Origin of the sequence: Stieleria sp., from assembly GCF_041595215.1 — a bacterium.
Classification (GTDB): domain Bacteria; phylum Planctomycetota; class Planctomycetia; order Pirellulales; family Pirellulaceae; genus Stieleria; species Stieleria magnilauensis.
On sequence record NZ_JBFHKV010001364.1, the window covers coordinates 1 to 1901 of the forward strand.

The 1901-nt window shown below is 59.3% G+C and carries 1 pseudogene; it reads right to left on the bottom strand.

What is annotated here, in order from left to right:
- Positions 1-1901, bottom strand: a pseudogene (locus tag ABX749_RS31320) (hypothetical protein); the annotation flags it as partial.

Here is a 1901-nt window from a genome sequence, read left to right on the forward strand (position 1 = left end):
CCGACGCGGTCGAGGTGCTGGCGAGGATGGTCTTTCCCGTTCCCAACATCGAGCCACCGGACCAATCCAGACGCTCCGTGATCGTTACGTCACCCGTACCAGTCAATCGGGCCGAGCTGCCGGAAATCGCCAGGCCGGTCAGAATTGCTCCTGCTGAAATGTTCGCGGTCCGGTTTGAAATCGTTAAACGCTCCTCCGAATAGATGCTATTGACCGTGATCGACTGGTTGACTGCGACTGATAGATCTCCTAGTTGATCGGGGATCAGGACGTCGGCGGTGGCGTTGGGCAGGACGTCGCCGACCCAGTTGATCGGATCGTGCCAACTGGTTCCGTCACCGCCGCCATCCCAGACGAAGTTCGCGGTGTCGTCGTCGATGTTCGTCAACGTGATCGTCTGGCTTGGAACGGACTGGTAGTCCGCATCGGTGGTTGCGGCGATGCTGAGTGTGATCGAGTACTCGGTATCACCGTCATCGACCGGGTCGTCTTGGCCGGTGACCGTCACCGTCTGAGGCGTGTTGAAGTTGTCCGGCGTGAAGACGAGCTGCTCGACCGACACCGTGCCTTCACGTTCCAGCGATGACCGAACGTCGACGATCACGTCAGCAGTCGGCTGACTACCGAGGGAAACGGAAAACTCACTCGTGCCGCCAGCTTCGCTCGTTTGCGTCGAGGTCGGCGGCGTGACCACCAGGGCGATCTCGTCGTCGTCTTGATTGGTGATGGAGACGTCGACGGGGTTGAAGTCTTTGAAGTTCAAGTCATCGCTGACGGCCGCAGCCGTGATGATGGCGTAGGCGATGTCGCCATCATCTTGAAAATCTTCGACGCCGGTGACCGTGACCGACTGGGGCGCCCAATCGGTCGGGGTGAACGTCACCGAATCGGCACTGACGACGCCTTCCGATTCATCGCTGGATGAAATCCCGATGGTCACCGGTGCGGTCGGCTGCTGATCCAGAATCACGGAAAACTGGATGCTGCCACCGGCTTCGGTGGTCGTCAGGTTTTCAAACGGCTCGACACGGATGCTGACGAAATCGCCTTCCAAAAAGTATCCAGTGGGGGTGTTGTCGGTGGTCAACAGGCGATTGGGAGCGTAGTCGAGACCGGAAAACGAGGCGAAGTCACCCGTACGAGAGGCGTAGTCCACAATTTCAAATGAGTCACCTGCGCCGGGAGCGTAACCATCAGCGACGGCGACGCTGAGCGTACCGTCCAAGACTGCCGAGCCGGCTCGGACAAAGCCGAACTGATCCGGCGGAGGACCATTGAGATTGATTTGCAGCGTTCCGGCATTGCTCTGCTCGAACGCACCGGTGATCTTCAGGCCACCCTCAGCCGGAACGACCGTGCCGGCTTGGTTCACAACATCGGCGGAGATCGTTCCGTTGCCGCCGAGTGTTCCCGCTTCGATTAGTAGATTTCCGGCCGGGGCGAGCACGCTGGTGTCCCAAACGGAAACATCACCGCTGCTGGTCAAACCGCCGGTGAGGGGAAAGTTGGCGTTGGATCTGAGTTCGAGCGATCCCGTCGCTTCGTTACTGGCCAGCCCGGTGAGTGAATTCGCGCGCCCTGCATCGAGAATCCTGGCGCCGCCATGAAGCACCAAATGAGCTGCGTTGGCAGTGATCCCTTCATTGGGAAACTGTAAATGGTCAAACAAAACGTAGATTCCACCATCGACGCGCCCTCCCGAATAGTTGCTAGGAGCCTGATCCAACCGTAAGTCTTTCTCCACCGAGATCGTCCCAAAGTTGTCAATCGCGCCCCGGATATAGCGTGGCCCGATCTGCCCGGTCCCTCCGCCCACGATCGAATCGATGGTCCCGGTGGCTTGATTGACGAGCGCCCCACCGCTGACACGCAAAACCGCGTGAGCTTGGTCGTTGGTCCAG